Source organism: Iodidimonas sp. MBR-22, from assembly GCF_029946565.1.
GTDB lineage: Bacteria > Pseudomonadota > Alphaproteobacteria > Sphingomonadales > Rhodothalassiaceae > Iodidimonas > Iodidimonas nitroreducens.
In genome coordinates, this window is sequence record NZ_JARKVQ010000017.1 from 1 (window position 1) to 17,198 (window position 17,198).

Annotated in this window: 17 protein-coding genes and 1 riboswitch; of the genes, 16 read left to right on the top strand and 1 reads right to left on the bottom strand. The window is 58.2% G+C overall.

Features of this window, described 5'->3' with window-relative positions:
• The first annotated feature begins 259 nt into the window (after positions 1–259).
• The 15 genes from QK300_RS11715 to QK300_RS11785 all read left to right on the top strand — a co-directional run bounded on the left by QK300_RS11715 (position 260) and on the right by QK300_RS11785 (position 15,254).
• On the top strand, positions 260–676 hold the full coding sequence (locus QK300_RS11715; protein WP_281301923.1) for a hypothetical protein: 417 nt from the start codon (positions 260–262) through the stop codon (positions 674–676).
• A gap of 185 nt (positions 677–861) precedes the next feature.
• Positions 862–2,505: a cytochrome-c oxidase, cbb3-type subunit I gene (gene ccoN, locus QK300_RS11720; protein ID WP_281301924.1), complete on the top strand. Its 1,644-nt coding sequence runs from the start codon at positions 862–864 to the stop codon at positions 2,503–2,505.
• A gap of 11 nt (positions 2,506–2,516) precedes the next feature.
• The gene (ccoO, locus tag QK300_RS11725; protein WP_281301925.1) at positions 2,517–3,254 is read left to right on the top strand and encodes a cytochrome-c oxidase, cbb3-type subunit II; all 738 of its coding nucleotides are present in this window, start codon (positions 2,517–2,519) and stop codon (positions 3,252–3,254) included.
• 5 nt (positions 3,255–3,259) lie between these two features.
• Positions 3,260–3,475 (top strand): cbb3-type cytochrome c oxidase subunit 3, encoded by a 216-nt coding sequence (locus QK300_RS11730; RefSeq protein WP_042084863.1) that lies wholly within the window; start codon positions 3,260–3,262, stop codon positions 3,473–3,475.
• Positions 3,472–4,365: a cytochrome-c oxidase, cbb3-type subunit III gene (gene ccoP / locus QK300_RS11735; protein ID WP_281301926.1), complete on the top strand. Its 894-nt coding sequence runs from the start codon at positions 3,472–3,474 to the stop codon at positions 4,363–4,365. The genes QK300_RS11730 and ccoP overlap by 4 nt, the downstream gene beginning before the upstream one ends.
• Positions 4,366–4,375: 10 nt before the next feature.
• Positions 4,376–5,902: a cytochrome c oxidase accessory protein CcoG gene (gene ccoG, locus QK300_RS11740; protein ID WP_281301927.1), complete on the top strand. Its 1,527-nt coding sequence runs from the start codon at positions 4,376–4,378 to the stop codon at positions 5,900–5,902.
• A 20-nt stretch (positions 5,903–5,922) separates the two neighbouring features.
• Entirely contained in the window at positions 5,923–6,423 is a 501-nt protein-coding gene (locus QK300_RS11745) for a FixH family protein (protein WP_281320849.1), read from the top strand.
• Positions 6,420–8,720, top strand: coding sequence for a heavy metal translocating P-type ATPase (locus tag QK300_RS11750; RefSeq protein WP_281301929.1), 2,301 nt, complete (start codon positions 6,420–6,422; stop codon positions 8,718–8,720). Before QK300_RS11745 ends, QK300_RS11750 begins: the two co-directional genes overlap by 4 nt.
• Positions 8,717–8,947 carry a cbb3-type cytochrome oxidase assembly protein CcoS gene (ccoS, locus tag QK300_RS11755; RefSeq protein ID WP_281301930.1) on the top strand — a complete coding sequence of 77 codons (231 nt, stop codon included), beginning with the start codon at positions 8,717–8,719 and terminating at the stop codon, positions 8,945–8,947. Before QK300_RS11750 ends, ccoS begins: the two co-directional genes overlap by 4 nt.
• A 14-nt stretch (positions 8,948–8,961) precedes the next feature.
• Positions 8,962–9,159: riboswitch (cobalamin riboswitch) on the top strand.
• 143 nt (positions 9,160–9,302) lie between these two features.
• Positions 9,303–11,255, top strand: a complete 1,953-nt coding sequence (locus QK300_RS11760) for a TonB-dependent receptor (RefSeq protein ID WP_281301931.1) — start codon at positions 9,303–9,305, stop codon at positions 11,253–11,255.
• 9 nt (positions 11,256–11,264) lie between these two features.
• Positions 11,265–12,233, top strand: a complete 969-nt coding sequence (locus QK300_RS11765) for an ABC transporter substrate-binding protein (RefSeq protein ID WP_281301932.1) — start codon at positions 11,265–11,267, stop codon at positions 12,231–12,233.
• Between the two features lie 2 nt (positions 12,234–12,235).
• On the top strand, positions 12,236–13,240 hold the full coding sequence (locus QK300_RS11770; RefSeq protein WP_348651889.1) for an iron ABC transporter permease: 1,005 nt from the start codon (positions 12,236–12,238) through the stop codon (positions 13,238–13,240).
• Positions 13,237–13,998 carry an ABC transporter ATP-binding protein gene (locus QK300_RS11775; RefSeq protein ID WP_281301934.1) on the top strand — a complete coding sequence of 254 codons (762 nt, stop codon included), beginning with the start codon at positions 13,237–13,239 and terminating at the stop codon, positions 13,996–13,998. The genes QK300_RS11770 and QK300_RS11775 overlap by 4 nt, the downstream gene beginning before the upstream one ends.
• 70 nt (positions 13,999–14,068) lie before the next feature.
• Positions 14,069–14,512, top strand: coding sequence for a VOC family protein (locus tag QK300_RS11780; protein ID WP_281301935.1), 444 nt, complete (start codon positions 14,069–14,071; stop codon positions 14,510–14,512).
• Positions 14,499–15,254, top strand: coding sequence for an SDR family oxidoreductase (locus QK300_RS11785; RefSeq protein ID WP_281320850.1), 756 nt, complete (start codon positions 14,499–14,501; stop codon positions 15,252–15,254). Before QK300_RS11780 ends, QK300_RS11785 begins: the two co-directional genes overlap by 14 nt.
• A gap of 11 nt (positions 15,255–15,265) precedes the next feature.
• Here QK300_RS11785 and serB read toward each other — a convergent pair whose 3' ends face one another.
• Positions 15,266–16,201: a phosphoserine phosphatase SerB gene (gene serB, locus QK300_RS11790; protein WP_281301937.1), complete on the bottom strand. Its 936-nt coding sequence runs from the start codon at positions 16,199–16,201 to the stop codon at positions 15,266–15,268.
• An 18-nt stretch (positions 16,202–16,219) separates the two neighbouring features.
• On the opposite strand from serB, the gene miaA reads away from it, so the two are divergent.
• Positions 16,220–17,191, top strand: coding sequence for a tRNA (adenosine(37)-N6)-dimethylallyltransferase MiaA (miaA, locus tag QK300_RS11795; RefSeq protein WP_281301938.1), 972 nt, complete (start codon positions 16,220–16,222; stop codon positions 17,189–17,191).
• The last annotated feature ends 7 nt before the right edge of the window (positions 17,192–17,198 follow it).

Consider the following 17,198-nt stretch of genomic DNA (forward strand, 5'->3'; position numbering starts at 1 on the left):
GCTCTCATGCGAAAAATCATCGTCATCGCTAACGCAAAAATCAGAGATATGAAACTCCAACAACAGAGTTGATGACGCAATTTAAACAGCCCGGGTTGATGATTCTTGTGGGCGTCTGCGCCCGGCGCGATGAAAAGACCTGCGACATAGGGTCGGGGAGGGGGTTGGGGGATCAACTTTGATTTGCATCAAGGCGGAAAGGCTGGCAGCCTTCTAAGTGTCTTGCTTCATCGGGTGAGAGACTTGAGGAGGGCACAGGATGGGGAGCGCTAAGGCCTATCCCGCGGGATGGCTGATCCGGATCAGGCAAGAGGGTGGCATGGCAGGGCTGGTGATTGCGGGCTGGTTCCTGCTTTCAGGCCTGGCCGTGATTTTGGCCCCGGCTTTGGCGGCATCATCGATACAAGACTCGGCACAAGATAATGAACCCTCTTTCATGGGCCTGCCCCAAAGCCTTTTGTGCTTGTCGGTCATCCCCGATGGCCGCGATCATCCGGCATCCTTTTCCGGCCCGTGCCATGCTGCGATGGCGGCATCCGGTGTTTTTTCCTATCATCGACAATCGCAAACATTTGGGCGGGCCTTGAAGCCGTTCATGGGGCTTGCGGTCTTTTTGCATGGGGCGGGGCCAATCCCGGCTCTATCGGCTTTTGACCATGATCCCGCCCCGCCATGAGGGGGGGCAGGCGATAACGCGTGGCGAAATTTTATGTGGCGGCGGCTGATTTGATCTGGATCAAACCGCAGCCGGGCCGCTAAAGGCAAACAAGGCCATGGATCATGTGCGACAATTCATAAGCGATCCACCGTTTGCGATGGCCGGTGAAACGGATTTAAGAAGCAGGGAAAGGAACAGGCCCCATGTCAGCCACGAAACCAGCTTTGCCGGGGGGGCTTCCCCTTCTTGCCTGGGGCGTAATCATTGCTTTGGGCGCGGGTGCGCTTTTGTGGATATACATTGCCATGTATGCCCTCGATACCCCGATGCGGGTGCATGCCCTGCTGTTTGCTGCAGCTTTCATTGCCGGGATCGCCCTCATTGGGGATCGGGCCGGGCGATCTGCCGGGCCGCCGGTGGGCTATAATGATGTGATCGTCAAATATGGGGTCGTGGCCTCGATCTTTTGGGGTGTTGTGGGCTTTCTGGTGGGGGTGGTGATCGCCTTTCAGCTTGCGTTCCCGGCGCTCAATTTCGATACCAGCTTCCTCAATTTCGGGCGGATGCGGCCTTTGCACACATCGGCGGTGATTTTTGCCTTTGGCGGCAATGTGCTGATCGCCACAAGCTTTTGGGTGGTCCAGCGCACCAGCCGGGCGCGGCTGGCCGGGGATATTGCGCCCTGGTTCGTTTTCTGGGGCTATCAGCTTTTCATTGTGATCGCGGCTACCGGCTATCTGATGGGGGTGACCCAATCCAAGGAATATGCCGAGCCTGAATGGTATGCCGATATCTGGCTGACCATCGTTTGGGTGACCTATCTGCTGGTTTTTCTGGCCACTTTGGCCAAACGCCAGGAGCCGCATATCTATGTGGCCAATTGGTTTTATCTGGCCTTTATCGTGACCATTGCGATGCTGCATCTGGGCAATAATATCTCGATTCCCATATCGCTTTTCTCGTCGAAATCGGTGCAGCTTTTTTCCGGCACGCAAGATGCCCTGATCCAATGGTGGTATGGCCATAATGCCGTGGGCTTTTTCCTCACCGCCGGGTTTTTGGGGATCATGTATTATTTCATTCCCAAAAGGGCTGAACGTCCGGTTTTTTCCTATCGCTTGTCGATCATCCATTTCTGGGCGCTGATCTTTCTTTATATCTGGGCCGGGCCGCATCATCTGCACTACACCGCCTTGCCCTTATGGGCGCAAACCCTGGGGGCCACCTTTTCGATCATGTTGTGGATGCCAAGCTGGGGCGGGATGCTGAATGGCCTGCTCACCTTGAAAGGCGCATGGGATAAGCTGCGCACCGATCCGGTGATCCGAATGCTGGTGGTTTCCGTCGCCTTTTACGGGATGAGCACCTTTGAAGGGCCGGTGATGTCGATGCACTGGGTGAACGGTCTTTCGCACTATACCGATTGGACCATCGGCCATGTGCATTCCGGCGCTTTGGGCTGGGTGGGCTTTGTTTCCTTCGGGGCGATTTACTGCATGGCCCCTGCCGTGTTCGGGGTGCGGCAGCTTTATTCGCTGGTTTTGGTGGAATGGCATTTCTGGGTCGCCACTTTTGGCATTCTTTTATACATCACCGCCATGTGGGTTTCGGGGATCATGCAGGGCCTGATGTGGCGGGCTTATGATGATCTGGGCTTCTTGCAATTTTCCTTCGTGCAAAGTGTTGAAGCCATGCACCCCTATTATATCATCCGTGCTTTGGGGGGCGTGCTGTTCCTCACCGGTGCGCTGATCATGGCCTATAATGTGTATATGACGGCCAAAGGGCGGGTGCGCGGCAATGAAGCCATCGAGCCAGAGCGCGCTTTGGCGCAACCGGCGGAATGAGGACAGGGATCATGGCAAAATTCACGCATAAAACCATTGAGAAGAATTCGATCCTGCTGCTGGTGCTGACCCTTGTCGTCGTGTCGATTGGCGGGCTGGTTGAAATCGTGCCGCTGTTCTGGATCAAAAGCACGATTGAAAAGGTCGAGGGCATCAGGCCCTATACCCCTTTGGAACTGGCAGGGCGGAATATCTATATCCGCGAAGGCTGCTATAATTGCCATAGCCAGATGATCCGGTCTTTGCGCTCGGAAGTGGATCGCTATGGCCATTATTCGCTGGCCGCCGAAAGCATGTATGATCATCCGTTTCAATGGGGATCCAAGCGCACCGGCCCCGATCTGGCTCGGCTGGGGAATAAATATTCTGATGAATGGCATCAATTGCACATGGCCGATCCGCGTTCGGTGGTGCCGGAATCGGTGATGCCCGGCTATCCCTTTCTGGCGCGCACACCCCTTGATGTGGAGATCATCGAAGCCGTTCTCGAAACCCATTCTCTGGTGGGGGTGCCCTATGATGCTCAGATGATCGCCCATGCCAAGGCCGATCTGGTGGCACAATTGCAGCCCTTTGGCGATCTGGATGGGCTTTATGAACGCTATGGCGAGGGGATTGCGGTGCGTGATTTCGATGGCAATCCGCGCCTGATTTCCGAGCTTGATGCCCTCATTGCCTATATGCAGATGCTGGGAACATTGGTGGATTTCAATGTTTATAAGGCGCAAGAGGCTGATAATGAAAGATAAGTGCGATGTATGAAGCCTTATCGAATATCGCTGGCACCTGGGGGCTTTTGTTCCTGCTCGTGCTGTTCATTGCGGTGCTGGGCTATGCCTTATGGCCCCGCAACAAGGATAAATTCGATCATGCCAGCCGCCTGCCGCTTAGCGATGAGCCGCCCGAAGATTTTGGCACAGGCAAGAAGGCACCCGGCGCGCGCCCGACAGACAAGGATCAAAGATCATGAGCAAGGCACCGGACAAAGATGAACTCACCGGGATCGACACCACCGGCCATGATTGGGATGGGATCACCGAGCTTGATAATCCCCTGCCGCGCTGGTGGCTTTATATGTTTTATGCCTCGATCGTCATCGCCATTTTGGGCTGGATCTGGTATCCATCCTGGCCCATTTGGGTGGGAGAATGGACCTACAGCAAGGGCATTGCCGGCTTTTCCAAGCGTGCCGAGGTGACCGCCGAATTGCAAAGGGTGGCCGACGGACGCGAGGTTTATTATCAGCAGATCCGCGAACAGCCGCTTGAGGCGGTGATCAACGATCCCCAATTGCTGCGGATCAGCATGGCCGGGGGGGCGGCGGCCTTTGGCGATAATTGTGCGCCTTGTCATGGTTCGGGTGCGCAGGGCTTTGTGGGCTTTCCCAATCTGAATGATGATGCCTGGCTGTGGGGCGGCACTTTGTCCGATATCTATCAAACCCTGCAGCATGGTATCCGCTGGGAAGCCGATTATGAAACCCGCCTGTCGGTCATGCAGGGTTATCTGGCGGATCAGATCCTGACGCGGAACGACGTGTCGGATGTGGTGGATTATGTTTTGTCATTTCATGATCAGGCCGAGGATGAAGCGGCGGTGGCGCGCGGGCAGGTGACGTTCGAGCAGATCTGTTCGGCCTGCCATGGCACGGATGCCAAGGGGATGAAGGAATTGGGCGCGCCCAATTTAACCGATGCCATCTGGCTTTATGGCGGTGATCGGGCCGCGATTTATGAAAGCGTGGCCAATGGCCGGGCGGGGGTAATGCCCGCTTGGGCCGGGCGGCTTGACGATGCCACCATCAAACAGCTTGCGATTTATGTGCATAGCCTTGGTGGTGGTCAGGATGAGGTAAATTGACCCACACACGGTGAATAAATTGACCGATCAGGCAGGCGCGGCTCATCCCATGGCCGGGGCGGCGGGAACACCGCTCCCCCCGCAGCCGAATAAGGCGGCGCCGCTTTATCAAAAAAGGATCAAGATTTACCCCAAAAGGGTGAGCGGCCTGTTTCGCAATGTGAAATGGGTGGTGATGCTGATCACTTTGGGGGTTTATTATATCACCCCATGGCTTCGTTGGGATCGCGGGCCATCGGCACCTGATCAGGCGGTTCTGCTCGATCTGCCCAATCGGCGCTTTTATATTTTTTTCATCGAGATCTGGCCGCAGGAGATTTATTATCTCACCGGTCTTTTGATCCTGTCGGCGCTGGCTTTGTTTCTCGTCACATCGCTTTTCGGGCGGGTCTGGTGCGGCTATGCCTGCCCGCAAACGGTATGGACCGATCTTTTCATCTGGGTTGAACGATTGGTACAAGGTGATCGCAATAAGCGGATGCGCCTTGATAAAGCCCCATGGCGGCTGGAGAAGATCGCCAAAAAATCCATCACCCATGGTATCTGGCTGGTGATTTCCGTGGCCACTGGCGGGGCATGGGTTTTTTATTTTGCCGATGCTCCCACCCTTTTAGGCGATTTATTGCAGGGCGATGCCCCGATGTCCGCCATGATCGCCATTGCGGCCTTAAGCTTTACCACCTACAGCCTGGGCGGATTGATGCGCGAGCAGGTGTGCACCTATATGTGCCCCTGGCCGCGCATTCAGGGCGCGATGTTTGATGCCGATACCTATCTGGTCTCTTATAAGGCGGATCGGGGTGAACCGCGCGGCCCGCATAAACAGGGCGAAAGCTGGGAGGGACGCGGCGATTGCATTGATTGCAAGGCCTGTGTGGCGGTGTGCCCGGTGGGGATCGATATTCGCGATGGGCCGCAGCTTGAATGTATTCAGTGCGCGCTTTGTGTGGATGCCTGCAATGAAATCATGGATCGGGTGGATCGCCCGCGCGGGCTGATTGATTATGAAACGCTGGCCATGCCCCAGGCCCGTGCCGAAGGGCGAGACACCCGGCCAAAATTATGGCGAGGCCGAACCATCATCTATGGCCTGTCCATCCTTTTGACCATGGCGATCATGGCCTATGGATTGCTCACCCGCAGCGATCTTGACCTTTCGGTCCAACAGGATCGCAATCCATTATATGTTTTGCTTTCGGATGGCGGCGTGCGCAATGGCTATCAGCTCAAAATCATCAATAAAGCCCATGAAGAACGCAATTTTATCATCGCTGTCAGGGGGCTGGATGGCTATGAATTGAGCCGCCCCAATCATCAGGGGCCTGTGGATGTGGTCTCGGTGGGGCCGGATGCCCAAAAAACCATCCGGCTTTATGTGGCCCTGCCCAAAGAAGGGCTGAACGCATCCCGCTTTCGGGATGGCGAGGCCCAGATCAGGATCGTGCTGCGACAAGAGGACGATCAGGCTTCGGGAGATGTGGCGCGTCCCGTGCTGGCATCCCAAAATATTGGCTTTCGCACGCCACCCCAAAGATGAAGGACGAAAGGATCATGGCTGTGGCACGAGCATTTGAAAAGCCGCTCACCGGGCGCAAGGTTCTGCTAATATTTTGCGGGTTTTTCGGCATTATTTTGGGCGCCAATATCATCATGATGGTGTTTGCCGCCATCAGCTATGATGGGGTGCAGGAAGACGATGCCTATCGCAAGGGCCGGGATTATAATGATGTGCTGGCCGCCGCTGCTGCGCAAGATGCCCTGGGCTGGCAGGTTGAATTTGACCAGAAAATGGGCGGCATGATTTTACAAAGGCAGGTTTTTGCCCGGTTTTTAGATGATCGCGGCCAGCCTTTGGATGATCTTGATGTGAGGGCGACCTTCTTTTCCCCAATCGAGGAAGAGCATGATACCAGCCTTGGCCTCGCCAATCTGGGGGCGGGCCGCTATGAAGGCATCATCACCGTGCCCCGCGCGGGTCGCTGGGAATTACGGATCAGTGCTGTGCGCGGGGATGCGCAGATATTCCATCAGCGCAAAGAGGTGTTCATCGCCCCATGACCCTTTCATCAGCCAAAAACCTGATCGGGGATCAAGCCGTGTTTCCGCAGCCATCTGCCGGAAAGCAGGCTGGTGGGCAGGGGGGTGCGCGGCATCTGGAAAGCGGTGATCATGAGATGGATTTTCTGGTGCCCGGCATGCATTGCGCGGGCTGTATCCGCAAGCTGGAGCAGGGGCTTTCCAAGCTGGAGGGTGTAGAGGCGGCGCGTGCCAATCTCACCACCCGGCGGGTACGGCTGCGCTATCGGCCCGGCCTTCAGACTGCCGATCTTTTACGCCAAAGCATTGAAACGCTGGGCTTTGATGCGGCGCCCTTTGATGCGCGTCTGGCAGGCGAAGAAGATGAAGCCCGCGCCCGGGGGCTTTTGCGGGCGATGGCGGTTTCGGGCTTTGCGGCGGCCAATGTGATGCTGTTGTCGGTATCCGTTTGGGCGGGTTTGGTGTCGGATATGGATCACGAAACCCGCGCTTTGTTTCATTGGCTTTCGGCGCTGATCGCCTTGCCCGCCGTGGCCTATGCCGGGATGCCCTTTTATCGTTCGGCGGCAGCGGCCTTGCGCCATGGCCGGATGAATATGGATGTGCCCATTTCCCTTGGGGTCATTTTGGCGTCGGCGGCCAGCCTTGCCCAAACCCTTCGCGGTGCCGAGCATGTGTATTTCGATGCCAGCATCAGCCTTGTGTTCTTTTTGCTGATCGGCCGCACCCTTGATCATTCCATGCGCCACCGCGCGGGTGAGGCGGCGCGTAATCTGCTGGCCATCCGCGCCATTGCCGCCACTAAAATTGCCCCGGATGGCCAGCGTTACTCGGTTCCGGTGGAAAGCCTTGTGCCGGGGGATCGGGTGTTTGTGGCGGCGGGAATGCGGGTACCGGGGGATGGGAAGATCATCGAGGGGCGCAGCGATATCGATCTTAGCCTTTTGACCGGGGAAAGCCTGCCGCTGCCGGCGCAGGTGGGGATGGATGTGTTTGCCGGCACCTTGAATCAAACCGGGCCATTGATCATCGAAATCATGGCGGCGGGCGAAGATACGGTGCTGGCCGATATGGCCCGCCTGATGGATTGCGCCGAACAGGGGCGGGCCGGTTTTGTGCGGCTGGCGGATCGCATCGCCCGCTTTTATGCTCCCCTTGTGCATCTTCTGGCGGCGGGCAGTTTTATCGGCTGGATGCTGGCGGGGGCGGATTGGTATCAATCCCTGATGATTTCCGTGGCGGTGCTGATCATCACCTGCCCCTGTGCTTTGGGATTGGCGGTGCCGGTGGTGCAGGTGGTGGCATCGGGGATGCTGTTGCGTTTGGGGGTTTTGGTGAAATCCCCCGATGGGCTGGAACGCTTGGCGGGCATTGATCTGGTGGTGTTCGATAAAACCGGCACATTGAGCCACGGCCATGCCGCGCTGATCGGATCGCTTTCGCCAAAGGGCGATGATCGCTTTGCTGCTGCTTTGGCCCGGCAATCCCAGCATCCCCTTTCAAAAGCCTTGTTCGCGGCGTGGGGGGCGCAGCATCCTGATGTGCTCTTGCCCCGCCCCGATGACGTGCATGAAGAACCCGGCTGTGGGCTATCGGCCCGCTTTGGGGATGATCTTTGGCGGCTGGGCAGCCGCGATTGGGTTCAGGGCATCAGCCGCCAGCCCGATGATCGCCCCGCTGATGTCGCTATTGAGGCGGCACCCGAAGGGCCGGTTTTATGGTGTGCCCGGGCGGGTGGGGTGGCCCGGTCTTTCGCCTTTCAAGATCGCCTGCGCCCGGATGCGGCGACGGTGGTGGCCGGGCTGAAGGCGGCCTCCATCAAGGTGCATCTGCTTTCAGGGGATCAGCCGGCGGCGGTGGCGGCGATGGCGGCCCGGCTGGGGATCGATCATTATAAAGCCGGGGCTAAACCGGCGGATAAAATTGCGATCCTCGCGGATCTGGCGGCGGCCGGGCATAAGGTTCTGATGGTGGGGGATGGGCTGAATGATGCTCCGGCCTTGCGGGCGGCCCATGTTTCGATGTCGCCTGCCAGCGCTGCCGATATCACCCAGACGGCAGCGGATTTCATTTTCCAAAGCGATAGCCTGCTGCCGCTTTTGCACGCCCTTCATATCGCCCGCCGTGCCCGGGCCCATGTGATTGAAAATTTTGCCATGGCTTTGGGCTATAATCTTTTGGCTGTGCCTTTGGCCGTGGCGGGCTATGTCACCCCTTTGATTGCCGCTTTGGCGATGTCGTCTTCCTCGCTGATCGTCACCCTCAATGCCCTGCGTCTGCGCCTGTCAAAAACCAGCCCTGGCCGGGAACAGCGATGAGTGTTCTCTTGTTTTTGATCCCCATCGCGCTGTTTTTGGGGGGGCTGGGCCTTGCCGCCTTTTTATGGTCTTTGCGCTCGGGGCAATATGATGATCTCGATGGGGCGGCGGCGCGCATTCTGCTCGATGATGATGGCCCAAATTCTAACAGAGAAACCGACCCCGAAACGCCCCCCGAAGCGCACTCTGATGAGGCACCTAAAAAGCCGGATGATAGCCCTTGCTGATCGGATGCTTTGTGCTTATGGTCGGCGATGGTGGTGCCTTCGAGTGATCGGGGGCCAAAAGGGAACGCGGTTCAAAACCGCGGCTGTGCCCGCAACTGTAAGCGGAAAGGTCCGCGCATCATAAGCCACTGAAGCGTCATCGCTTCGGGAAGGCAGCGCATCAGACCAATGACCCGCAAGCCAGGAGACCTGCCACCCCGTCGTCTTCCTTGGGCCGGGACCAGCCATAAGGAGCGGACTTCCGCAGCGGCGACATCATGGGTGCTGGTGTGGATCAACGCGGGATTTTCCTTCTATTCCAATATTGATCTTGGCCGGTGGCCCGTTTTGCAATGACGTGAACGGGAGTTTCGCCGTGAGAAGACTGTTGAAGGGTGCCTTTGCATCCTGTGTTTTATGCTGTGTGTTGGCCTCCAAGCCGCTTTTGGCTCAAAAATCCCTATCGGTTGAGGGGCGTGATCCGATGATGGCCCAGATTGATGAATCAAAGCCCCCCCTTGAGGAACTGATCATCACCGGCACCCGCGAGCCGGTTGCAAAAAATCTGCTGGGGGCTTCGGTTTCGGTGATTGATGGGGCGCGGATCGAGGCCAGGCAGGTTCCATTATTGTCTGATCTTTTGCGCGATGTGCCGGGGGTGTCTGTCAGCCCCACCGGGCCATTGGGCAGCCAGACCCAGATCCGCATCCGTGGGGCCGAGGGAAACCAGACCTTGGTGTTGATCGATGGGATCGAAGCCACCGATCCGGTGGGCAATTTCGAGCTTGATTTCGCCGATGTGCTGACCACGGGGATCGAGCGGATCGAGGTGATCAAGGGGGCGCAAAGCGCGCTTTATGGCTCGGAAGCCATTGGCGGGGTGATCAGCATCCTGACCAAAGAGCCGGTTGAAGGGTTCGAGGTGGAAGCCCTGGCCGAAGGGGGTTCCTTTGGCACGGCGCGCCTTGGCACCACCCTTGCGGGCGGCACCAAGCGGTTGGGGGCCACGGTTTCGGTGGGTTATCTCAATACGGATGGTGTCTCGGCCAGCCCCACTGGTGATGAACGCGATGGTTATGAAAATCTCACCCTTTCCGCCAAGATCAAGGCCCAACCCACCGATCAGTTGCGCCTGGGGCTGGTCTTGCGCCGGGTGTCGGCAAATAGTGAATTTGATCAGCAGGATTTTGCCACCGGCCAGATCGTTGATGCCGATCTCGACCGCTCGTTTGATGCCTTTTACGGGCAGGCGGATGCCCGGCTCGATCTGTTTGACGAGCGCTGGCGGCAACGGATCTGGGTGGCGTTTACCGATACCGACAGCGATAATTTTGCCCAAAGCCAGTTCACCAATTCCTTTGAAGGTCAGCGGCTGAAATTTGGCTATCAAAGCAGCTTTGCCCTGCCTTCCACCGATGTCACCTTGGCGGTCGAGCATGAAGAGCTGGATTTCAAATCGATCAATGCCGATCTCGATGATCCATCCAATCAGGATCAGAAAGATGATCAAAGCTCGTTCATCGGGGAAATGCGCAGCGATGTTTGGCCGGGGCTTTATTTCACCCTGGGCGTGCGCCATGATCTGAATGGTGATTTCAAGGATGCGACCACCTGGCGCTCCACCGCTTCATGGCAATTGCCTGCCGCTATCCGGCTTCATGGCAGCTTTGGCACGGGGGTATCGGACCCCACATTTTTTGATCGCTTCGGCTTTTTTCCGGGGCAGTTTATCGGCAATGAAAATCTCAGCCCGGAAAAGGCGAAAGGCTGGGATCTGGGGCTGGAAAAAACATGGCTCGATGAAACGCTGGTTTTCGATCTCACATGGTTTTCATCCACCCTGCGCGATGAAATCGTCAGCGTTTTTGATGCCACCAGTTTTTTATCATCGGTGGAAAACCAGATCGGCAAAAGCGATCGCCGGGGCGTGGAACTGAGCCTGCTTTATCAACCCCATGATAATCTGGAAATTTTTGGCAGCTATACATGGCTTGATGCCGAAGAACCCGATCAAAGCCGCGAGGTGCGGCGGGCCCGCCATCAGGCAAGCCTTTCAGGCACATGGCGATTTTTATCCCAACGCGGCAGCCTCACCGCTTCGGTGCACTATACCGGCGATCAGGATGATCTCGATTTTTCGAGCTTTCCCGCACAGCGTGTCGTGCTTGATGATTTTGTGCTGATGACCGTGGCCGCGCGCTATCGTTTGTTTGATGGGGTGGATGCGGTGGCGCGCCTTGAAAATGCGCTGGATCAATCTTTCCAGACCGTTTTGGGCTTCAACACCCCCGGGCTTGGGGCCTTTGCCGGTATCCGGGCGGCATTTTAGGGGATGGGGATGGCGCATAAAATAACCGCCCGGATGATGCTGATCTGGCTGATTTTGCTGGCTTCCTTGCCGCTCCGGGCGGAGCCTGTGCCATCCCGTATCATCAGCCTTGATTATTGTGCGGATGCCTATCTGCTGGCTCTGGCGGCGCCCGAAGATATTCTGGCGCTGAGCCCCGATGCCCGGGCCCCCTATGCCTGGGGGCGAGATCGGATGGCGGGCATCCGCCAACATCGGGGCGAGGCCGAAGAGATTCTGGCGCTCCGCCCCGATCTGGTGATCCATTCCGGACTTGGTCATTTAAAATCATTGGAAATGATTGAAAGTTTCGGCATCGAAACGATTGATATCGGCTATTCAGAAAGCCTGGCCCATGGGCTTGAGGCTTTGCAAATCACGGCGGCGGCTTTGGGCCGCGAAGCCCGCGCGGAAAGGCTTCTGGCCGAGATCGAACGGCGTCTTGATGCGGCTTTAAAGCTCCGCGACCGGCTCGATGGCCCGGGGCCACGGCCACAGGCGCTTTATATCACCCCATCGGGCATCACCGCAGGCAAAGGCACCTATATCGATGAGGTCATGCGCCTTGCGGGATTGGATAATCATCTTGATCAACAAGGGGTTTCGGGCTGGTCGGATTTATCTATCGAGGCTTTGGCCCTGTCGCCGCCGGATGTGGTGATCAGTTCTTTTTTCAACGAACGCCGGGGCTGGCAAGCGGCCTGGCGCTTTTCCCATCATCCCCTGACCGAAAAGCTGATGCGCGATGCCCGGCATTATGAAGTGCCCGCACAGGATTGGGGCTGCGGCGGATTTTTTCTGGTGGATGCGGTGGAGCGCCTTCTGGACCTGCGCCAGCAACAGGCCATCCAATCCGATCAGCTTGCGGCCGGGATTTCAGCGCAAAATGGCCAGCAGCCCCAGCAGCCCCAGCAGCCCCAGCAGCCCCAGCAGCCCCAGCAGCCAGTGGGGGGGCGATGATGATGAGAGCCGCTCCCGCTCGCCTGCATCATGGGGCTTTAGGGCTGTTTTTGAGTCTATTGGTTTTGGTGCTGTTTGTTTTCTCCTTGTTTTTGGGGCCTGCGGATCTGGGATTATCAGATCTGTTCAAAGCCTTTGATGGGGATGACGGCATCTTGCAGGCGATTTTCTGGCAGATCCGTTTGCCGCGCGCTTTGCTGGCGGTTTTGGTGGGGGGGTCGCTGGGCCTGTCGGGGGCGGCTTTGCAGGGTTTATTGCGCAATCCTTTGGCCGAACCGGGGGTGATCGGGGTTTCGGCCAGTGCCGGGTTTGGGGCGGTTTTGGCGCTGTATTTCTCGGCGGCGGGCTTGTCCTTGTCGGTGCCCTTGGCGGCGATGACCGGGGCGTTTCTCGCCACCGCTTTGCTTTTGGTTTTGGCGCGCCGGGATGCCAGTGTGCTGAGCCTGATTTTGGCGGGGGTGGCGATCAATGCCCTGGCCGGGGCGCTCACGGCGCTGGCGCTCAATCTGTCGCCCAATCCTTTTGCCCTCGCGGATATGGTGCATTGGTTGATGGGCAGCTTTGCCGATCGCAGCCATCGGGATGTGATGATGGCCGCACCCTTCATCATTATGGGCATGGCGCTTTTGCTGCTGTCGGGTCGGGGCTTGCGCGGCCTTGTTCTGGGCGAGGAAACGGCCCAATCCTTAGGCATCAATCCTGCGCGCCTGCGCCTTCTGGTCACTTTGGGGGCGGCCCTGTGCGTGGGGGCGGGGGTGGCGGTGGCGGGGGCCATCGGCTTTGTGGGGCTGGTGGTGCCCCATATCCTGCGGCCTTGGGTGGGCTATGATCCGGCGCGGCTTTTATGGCCCAGTGCGCTGGGGGGGGCGGCCTTGCTTCTGGGCGCGGATAGCCTTGTGCGGCTGTTGCCCGGCGGGCAGGAATTAAAGCTGGGGGTGGTCACCGCTCTCATCGGGGCGCCGGTGTTCCTCCATCTCATCTGGTCCACCAGAAGGCTGATGCGATGAGCCTGGCCGTGCGCGATATCAGCATCAGCCTTGATGGGCAAGAGATCGTTAAAGGGGCGTCTCTGGCCGTTTCATCGGGGGAATTGGTGGCCCTGATCGGCCCCAATGGGGCGGGAAAATCCACCTTGTTAAAGGCCCTGGCCGGGCTTTTGCCCTATCGTGCAGGGGCGCAAAATGTGCCGGTCAGCGCCTCAACAGCATCGATCCGCAAAGCGGCACGGCAGCGGGCGTGGCTGGGGCAGGATGCGGTGATCCATTGGCCGGTGAGCGTGGAACGGCTGGTGGCTTTGGGCCGCTTGCCGCATCTGGATGCCTTTCATGCCGCCCCTGATGCGGATCGGGACGCCATTCATCAGGCGTTATCCAGAACCGGTTGCCTCCATCTGGCGGATCGCCCGGCCACGCATTTATCAGCAGGTGAACGCGCCCGGGTTTTGCTGGCGCGGGCCCTGGCCACGGGTGCGCCTTTTCTGCTTGCCGATGAGCCGGTGGCGGCCCTTGATCCGGCCCATGCCTTTCACATGATGGATCTGCTGGCCGAAGAAGCCAAAGCCGGTTGCGGGGTTCTGGTGGTTTTGCATGATCTCAATCTGGCAGCGCGCTATGCGGATCGTCTGGTCTTGATGCACGAGGGCCGGATCATTGCCGAAGGTGCGGCGGATCATGTGCTTGATGATCATAATCTGGCGCGCAGCTATGGCATCAGGGTGGCGCGCGGCCCGCATTGGCTGGTGCCGGTGGGGCGCAGCGAGCCCTGAAGATCGGCGCTTTTGCTGTTGGTCTTCGTGCCGATTGCACTGGCTCAAAAGGTCTGGCACATTGCAGCGCATGACACAGCACATCCCCTTTCATCTGGCCTTCCCAGTGCATGATATGGCACAGGCCGAAGACTTTTATGCCGGCCTTTTGGGCTGCCTTATTGGCAGGCGATCCCCCCATTGGATCGATTTCGATTTTTTTGGCCATCAGATCACCGCCCATCTGCGACCAGAAGAGTGTGGCGAGGTTCGGAGCAATGGGGTGGATGGCGATGCGGTGCCGGTGCGCCATTTCGGGGCCGTTTTGCCATGGGATGATTGGCAGGCTTTAGGCCGCCGCTTAAGCGATGCAGGGGTGGATTTTCTGTTGGCGCCGCGCATCCGCTTTCAGGGGAAGCCCGGGGAGCAGGGCACGTTCTTTTTGCGCGATCCATCAGGCAATGCCCTTGAATTCAAAAGCTTTGCCGATCCATCCCGGCTTTTTGCGAAAGGGGCTGATGATGATCACGCTTGAGGGGAAAACCTATCTCATCACCGGGGCTTCCAAAGGGATCGGGGCGGCTTCGGCGCGGGTTTTGCTGGAAGCCGGGGCAAGGCTGGTTTTGCATTATCATCATGATAAGGCGAAAGCCGCCGATCTTTTGGCAGACTATGGCCCTGAGCGGGTGCATGTGCTGGGGGCCGATCTGGGCGATCAGGATGCTGTGCGGGCCTTGTTTGCCGATGCGGTGGCATGGGCGGGGGCGCTGGATGGGATCGTGAACAATGCCGCCGCCATGCCCTATAGCGGGCCTGAAGATGCGATTGCGGCATGGGATGCCGATTGGGATCTGGTCTGGCGGGTGAATGTGCGGGCGGTGGCCGATCTGTGCCGCGCGGCGGTTTTGCATTTCAAGGCGGAAGGGCGGCCGGGGATGATCATCAATATCGCCAGTCGGGCGGCGTTTCGCGGCGATCTGCCCGATGCCATGCATTATGCCGCATCGAAAGGTGCTGTGGTGGCGCTCACCCGTTCTTTGGCCAAGGGCTATGCCAGGGATGGCATCCGCGCTTACTGTATTGCGCCGGGCTGGGTTCTCACCGAACGGGTGGCCCCGCGCATTGAAAGCACCCCTACGGCTTTGGCGGAAATCCCCATGGGCGAAGCGGCACCGCCTGCTGAAATCGGCAATATCATTGCCTTTTTATTCGCGGGGCTGGCCCATCATGCCACCGGGGCGACCATCGATATCAATGGGGCCAGCTATTTCCATTAAGGGCTTGGCTTTTAGGCGCAGTAAAAATCGCTGTCCCGATAGCCCTGAATATAAAGCAGGGCGCTGAGATCATTATGATGGATGGCCAGATCAGCGGCGGCGGCGGTTTTGGGCTTGGCATGATAGGCAATGCCCAATCCGGCGGCCTTGATCATGGGAATATCATTGGCCCCATCCCCCACCGCCATGATCTGGGATGGGTGCAGCTTGCGGTTTTTGGCCGTTTCTTCCAAAGCGGTTAATTTGCTGTTGGCATCGATGATCGGTTGGCGCACCCGCCCGGTCAGCCGCCCGCCTTCGATATCCAGCACATTGGCGCGATGGTCGTCAAAGCCCAGATGCTGGGCGATCCGGCTGGTGAAAAAAGTAAAGCCGCCGGATACCAGCAGGCAATAGGCCCCATGGGCGCGCATGGTTTTTACCAGTGTTTCGGCACCACTCATGGGGGTTACCCGCTCTTCATAGCAGCGCAAAAGGGTGGCTTCATCAAGGCCCGACAGCAAAGCCACCCGTTCATGAAGGGCGGCTTCAAAATCAAGCTCGCCGCGCATCGCCGCTTCGGTGATCAGGGCGATTTTGTCTTTGATACCGGCGAAATCCGCCAGTTCATCGATACATTCCACGGTGATCATGGTGGAATCCATATCGGCGATCAAAAGCGCTTTTCTTCGATTAGGGGCATCTTGCACGGCGATATCGGTGGCGAGATCAGGATGATCGGCAAAGGCCTGATCAAGGCTTTTGCGGATGGTCGCCAGATCCTGATGCCGGGGATCATAGCGAAAGGCGATATCAAGGGCCCTGTGCTCGGCCAGCAGGCTTTCATCAAGGGGGGTGGCCAGATCAGAAAGGCAGCTTCGGGCCAGATCGCGGGCCAATGCAAGCTTGCCTTGGCGGGGCTTTGCGATCAGGGTAAGAATAGCGGCGTTCGCTTTCGTTTCGGGCATCAAAAGGGGACTCCATCGGTGAGCGTGACGGCGATCCTTATCGCAGGGCCAACGGCCAGCGGCAAGTCGGCTTTGGCCGCCGTTTTGGCACAGCGCCATGGCGGCGTGGTGATCAATGCCGATTCCATGCAGATTTATCGCGATCTTCCCGTTTTGAGCGCCCAGCCGCATCTGGATGCCGATGGCTATGATCCGGCCCATGTTCCCCATCGTTTATATGGCGTGCTGGATGGGGCCGAGCTTTGCTCGGCGGCGCGGTGGCATGCCTTGGCGGCCTTGGAAGTCACTCGGGCCCGGGATTTGGGTTTGCTGCCTATTTTTGTGGGGGGCACCGGGCTTTATCTGCGGACATTGATCGAAGGGCTGGCCCCGGTGCCGGGTATTCCCCAGGCCATCAGGGATGAGGTGCGGGCGGAAATGGCCGCCTGTGGCCCCGAAGCCATGCATCGCGCCCTTGATGCGATTGATCCGGCGATGGCGCAAAAGCTGGAAACGGCGGATAGCCAGCGGATTGCCCGGGCTTTTGAGGTGATCAGGGCGACCGGGCAATCCCTGCTCGCCTTTCAATCGCGGCGGTTGCCGGGATGCCTTAGCGCAGATCATGAACAGCAGACTTTGGCTTTGGCAGCGCTCGATTTGCCGCGCGATGTGCTTTATGCGCGCTGCGATATGCGCTTTCACGACATGCTGGATCAGGGGGCTTTGGATGAGGTGCAGGCCCTCTTGGCCCGACGCCTTGATCCCGCCTTGCCGGTGATGAAAGCTTTGGGCGTGCCCCCTTTGGGCGATTATCTTGCGGGGACAATCGATCTGCCCGAGGCCATCGCCCTTGCCCAGAAACAAACGCGTCATTATGCCAAACGCCAGCAAACATGGATCAGAACGCAATTTTCCCATTGGCCGATGATCGATGCTGGCCAGCCCGAAGCCGCCCTTCAAAGCCTTGAGGCCCAGATGGCAGTGATGGCGAAAACCCCTTTGAATGAGTGACGAGACG

Bases quoted from the DNA above. Each gene is read 5' to 3' on its own strand.
- QK300_RS11785 (WP_281320850.1), top strand. From the start codon at position 14,499: ATGATCACGCTTGAGGGGAAAACCTATCTCATCACCGGGGCTTCCAAA.
- QK300_RS11730 (WP_042084863.1), top strand. From the start codon at position 3,260: ATGTATGAAGCCTTATCGAATATCGCTGGCACCTGGGGGCTTTTGTTC.
- ccoO (WP_281301925.1), top strand. From the start codon at position 2,517: ATGGCAAAATTCACGCATAAAACCATTGAGAAGAATTCGATCCTGCTG.
- QK300_RS11765 (WP_281301932.1), top strand. From the start codon at position 11,265: ATGGCGCATAAAATAACCGCCCGGATGATGCTGATCTGGCTGATTTTG.
- ccoS (WP_281301930.1), top strand. From the start codon at position 8,717: ATGAGTGTTCTCTTGTTTTTGATCCCCATCGCGCTGTTTTTGGGGGGG.
- QK300_RS11775 (WP_281301934.1), top strand. From the start codon at position 13,237: ATGAGCCTGGCCGTGCGCGATATCAGCATCAGCCTTGATGGGCAAGAG.
- QK300_RS11750 (WP_281301929.1), top strand. From the start codon at position 6,420: ATGACCCTTTCATCAGCCAAAAACCTGATCGGGGATCAAGCCGTGTTT.
- QK300_RS11770 (WP_348651889.1), top strand. From the start codon at position 12,236: ATGAGAGCCGCTCCCGCTCGCCTGCATCATGGGGCTTTAGGGCTGTTT.
- QK300_RS11780 (WP_281301935.1), top strand. From the start codon at position 14,069: ATGACACAGCACATCCCCTTTCATCTGGCCTTCCCAGTGCATGATATG.
- QK300_RS11715 (WP_281301923.1), top strand. From the start codon at position 260: ATGGGGAGCGCTAAGGCCTATCCCGCGGGATGGCTGATCCGGATCAGG.
- ccoP (WP_281301926.1), top strand. From the start codon at position 3,472: ATGAGCAAGGCACCGGACAAAGATGAACTCACCGGGATCGACACCACC.
- serB (WP_281301937.1), bottom strand. From the start codon at position 16,201: ATGCCCGAAACGAAAGCGAACGCCGCTATTCTTACCCTGATCGCAAAG.
- ccoN (WP_281301924.1), top strand. From the start codon at position 862: ATGTCAGCCACGAAACCAGCTTTGCCGGGGGGGCTTCCCCTTCTTGCC.